This is a genomic window from Terriglobales bacterium (genome assembly GCA_035454605.1).
In the GTDB taxonomy this organism is placed as follows: domain Bacteria; phylum Acidobacteriota; class Terriglobia; order Terriglobales; family Acidobacteriaceae; genus DATMAB01.
On sequence record DATIGQ010000204.1, the window covers coordinates 1 to 3,643 of the forward strand.

The window sequence follows — 3,643 nt, forward strand, 5'->3', positions numbered from 1 at the left end:
TCGCCCACCGCCAGCCCGCCGATGGCGTAGCCATCGAAGCCGATCCTGGTCAGCGCCGCGATCGATTCGCTGCGCAGCGGCGGGAAGACCGAGCCCTGCACGATGCCGAACAGCCCGTAACCGGCGCGCTCCTTGAACGCCGCGCGCGAGCGTTGCGCCCAGCGCATCGACAGGCGCATCGATTTGGCCGCTTCGTCCTCCGTCACCGGCCAGGCGGTGCATTCGTCGAACGCCATGGTGATGGTGGCGTCGAGCAGATGCTGGATCGCGATCGAGCGTTCGGGCGTCAGCTGATGCGCCGAGCCGTCGATATGCGAGCGGAAGGTCACGCCGTCGGCGTCGATCCGCCGGAGCGCGGCGAGCGACATCACCTGGAAGCCGCCGGAATCGGTGAGGATCGGCCGCTGCCAGTTCATGAAGCGGTGCAGACCGCCCAGCCGCTCGATCAGCTCGTCGCCCGGCCGCAGGTGCAGGTGATAGGTGTTGGCCAGCACCAGCTCGACACCCAGTTCCTCCAGCGTCTCTTGCCCGACACCCTTCACCGAGGCCAGCGTCCCCACCGGCATGAACACCGGCGTCTGGACCTCGCCATGGGGCGTGATCAGCCGCCCGGCGCGCGCAGCTCCGTGCCGAACCTCAACTTGGAATGCGAGTGAAATAGGGTGTGATTGTAAACGAGCAGAAATGCCAAAGGTCCGGCGTCAGACCGTTGCGCCGGACTCGGCCGCGGCCTCGGGTGCCGGTCCCGCCAGCTTCTTGCCGATTTGCCGGATCTGGTCGGCTTCGCTAGTGCTGAGCAGCAGCTTGGTGATCACTTCTGTGGATTCTTCCTCGATCTTGCCTTTCTTCTCTGTCTTCACAATCCGCGTGGCTTCGAGCGTGTTGGTGTTGGCGCAGCTCTTGCAGCTATAGAGGTCGAGCCGGTGCAGGTCGCTGCAGTCGGGCAAAGGCACACCCAGCGTCTCCAGGTAACGGAAGTCCTTGCCCTCCATGTGCTGCTTGAATTCCTCGGCGCCGGCATTCGGCACCAGGCAGACGCCTTCTTCCTGATCGCACCACTTGTCGCAGCGCTCGCAGAAGGGCTCTTTGTTGATCCAGCCCATGCCCGCCCACAGCGCAACCCCGAAGATGATGGCCGCTTCCAGTCCCCAGAACGTCCAGAGGATTGCCCCCGTGGGCGTAGAGCCGCGGATGCTCCAGGCGCCGTTGGCGTTGATCAACCGGATGGTTTCCCACAGGGCGCCCGGCTGCAACACCAGGGCCAGCAGGCTGACCTCTCCCTCCGCCCGGCGGAGGAAGGCGTATACCCACACTGCCCAACTGAAATAGAACGCAAGCGTAGTGGTGAGGAACAACACCACGCCCGCCAGTCCGGGGTTGCGCACTTTTTGCCACTTCAGCGCGCCTGCGACCGCCACGCCCTGCAGCAGGCCGAATCCCCCAGTCAGGATGAAGGTGACGTAGCCGGCCAGTGGGATGTACAGGATGACGTAGGCGTAGAGGTAACCGAGTACCAGGCCCACCAGGCTTCCGGCTACCAGCCCTGCGAAGACGCCCGGCCAGGTGAATCGGCCGGAGTGCTTGTAGTAAAGCCCTTCCACCGCGCCTCTCCCCGATTTCGCGGGAGCCTACTGCCGCGCAGAAGAGATGTCAACGGGAAATCCGCGCGCTAGCCGCCGTTCTTCTCGTAGCGCTCTTTGAACTTGCCCAGGTGGACCACGGCCCGGTCCACCGTGCCGCGTCCCAATTCCTGTTCTCCGCTGCGCACCGTGACACGGACGGTGTAGAAACGCCCGTCGAAAGCTTCCACCACCGCCTCCGCCCGCACCCGTGTGCCTACGCCCACCGCCGCGCGATGCTCGATGTGAATAGCCGTGCCTACGGTGATCTCGCCCTCGTCGCAGAACGGCTGCAGCGCGTGGAACGCCGCCGTCTCCATCAGCCGGATCATGTCCGGCGTGGAATAGACGGGAGGCAGGCTCTCATGGTGATAGGTCAGGGTGTGCTCGAAGCGGACCTCTTCCTCCGCCTCGCCCCGCGTGCCGATGGGAATTTCCTTCGCCATCTGGTTTGTCATCCCGAGGAGCGTAGCGACGAGGGACCCCTATTCCCTCCACAAATGCCCGCTCAGGATCGTTAAGCGGCCTTTCTCCCCTGCCGCTCCCTCTCGATTCCGTCCAGCGCTTGCCACAGCGCCCGTGCCCCCATCTCCGCCGCCCGTAACGCTTCTTCCTCAGACCCGAGACCTGACACCTGCGACCACAATTGCTCCCGCCAGACCTTCGAGTGCTGCACGTCCGCCGTGGTATGCAATGTGAAGTACGCGCACGTCTTCGCATCGGCGCCGTACCACTCACGCAGCCCGCGCGCCTTCGCCTGCGCCACGCGCGGCACCTGCGACTCGTAGGCGTAGAACGCGGCCAGCGCTTCCACCGCCGTGCCCTCTGTCGCGATGCGACGGAAGGTCGCGATCAGCTCCTGCACCGCGGCCACCGGCTCGCGCTTGGCTACCGCAGCGCGGTCGGCCCCCATGCCTTCGGCGAAATCCAGCCACAGCTGGTGGTGGACCGGGCCGCCGTCGGCGCCCAGCTCGTCGGCGCGATTCGCCAGGATGGCGCCCCGCAACCCGCCGTCCACCGTCCGCGCCGCCAGCTCCCCGAGATACTCGGGAAACGCCGCCACGTGATGGTAGTAATCGGCCGAGTACTCGCGCAGGTCCTCGCGCGTCAGTTGCCCCGCACTCCACGCCTGGTAGAAGGGATGGCACAGCAGGTCGTACTTGCTGATGCGCGCGTCCAGTTCGGAGAAAAACTGCTCCCTATTCATGGCGGCTCCTCGGCAGTCCAAAGGACTGTAGAAGAAAACTATACGGGAGCGCCCTTCACCCAGACAATCCGGCGCCCCGGCCAGTCTGACACGCACCGCTGCTAGAATCTTGTTCTAGCTTACTGCTTGTTGCTGATCGCCAAATCGCTAATGGCCTCTTTCACCGAATACTACGACGTGGTCGTGATCGGCGCCGGTCACGCCGGCTGTGAAGCCGCCATGGCGGCGGCCCGCATGGGTCTGCGCACCGCGCTCTTCACGCTCAATACCGACCTCATCGCCCAGATGTCCTGTAATCCCGCCGTGGGCGGCATCGCCAAGGGACACCTGGTCCGCGAAGTCGACGCCCTGGGCGGCATCATGGGCGAAGTCACCGACGCTGTCGGCATCCAGTTTCGCCTGCTCAACACCTCGCGCGGCCCCGCCGTCTGGTCACCCCGCGCGCAATGCGACAAGCAGCAGTACCGCCTCAAGATGCGCCAGGTGCTCGAATCCCAGCCCCACCTCACCGTCAAACAGGCCGAGGTGGTGGACCTGATCGTCGAAGAGTTCTCGGTTCCCAGCTCTGAGTTCTCAGAAACCGCTCCCGACACTGAGGACCGCGAACTGAGAACTGAGAACTCGTCGCGCCGGGTCTGCCGCGGCGTGCGTCTCCACGACGGCCGCATCATCGGCGCTCAAGCCGTCATCATCACGACCGGCACCTTCCTCAACGGCCTGATTCACTGCGGCGAGCAGACTCATCCCGCCGGACGCGCCGGCGAACCGCCCTCGCAGCTCCTGGGCGAGGCGCTCAAGCTGCTCGGCCTGCGCGGCT

At 65.2% G+C, this 3,643-nt stretch carries 5 protein-coding genes; 1 reads left to right on the forward strand and 4 read right to left on the reverse strand.

What is annotated here, in order from left to right:
- The 4 genes from VLE48_14305 to VLE48_14320 all read right to left on the reverse strand — a co-directional run.
- Positions 1-686 (reverse strand): tRNA guanosine(34) transglycosylase Tgt (locus tag VLE48_14305; protein ID HSA94181.1); only part of this gene is annotated, 686 nt, incomplete at its 3' end.
- Between the two features lie 15 nt (positions 687-701).
- The gene (locus VLE48_14310; GenBank protein HSA94182.1) at positions 702-1,601 is read right to left on the reverse strand and encodes a hypothetical protein; all 900 of its coding nucleotides are present in this window, start codon (positions 1,599-1,601) and stop codon (positions 702-704) included.
- 68 nt (positions 1,602-1,669) lie between these two features.
- Positions 1,670-2,065, reverse strand: a complete 396-nt coding sequence (locus VLE48_14315) for a hotdog domain-containing protein (GenBank protein HSA94183.1) — start codon at positions 2,063-2,065, stop codon at positions 1,670-1,672.
- A gap of 71 nt (positions 2,066-2,136) precedes the next feature.
- A complete protein-coding gene (locus tag VLE48_14320) occupies positions 2,137-2,826 on the reverse strand; it encodes an iron-containing redox enzyme family protein (GenBank protein ID HSA94184.1) in 690 nt (229 codons plus the stop codon).
- A 150-nt stretch (positions 2,827-2,976) separates the two neighbouring features.
- On the opposite strand from VLE48_14320, the gene VLE48_14325 reads away from it, so the two are divergent.
- Positions 2,977-3,643 (forward strand): FAD-dependent oxidoreductase (locus VLE48_14325; GenBank protein ID HSA94185.1); only part of this gene is annotated, 667 nt, incomplete at its 3' end.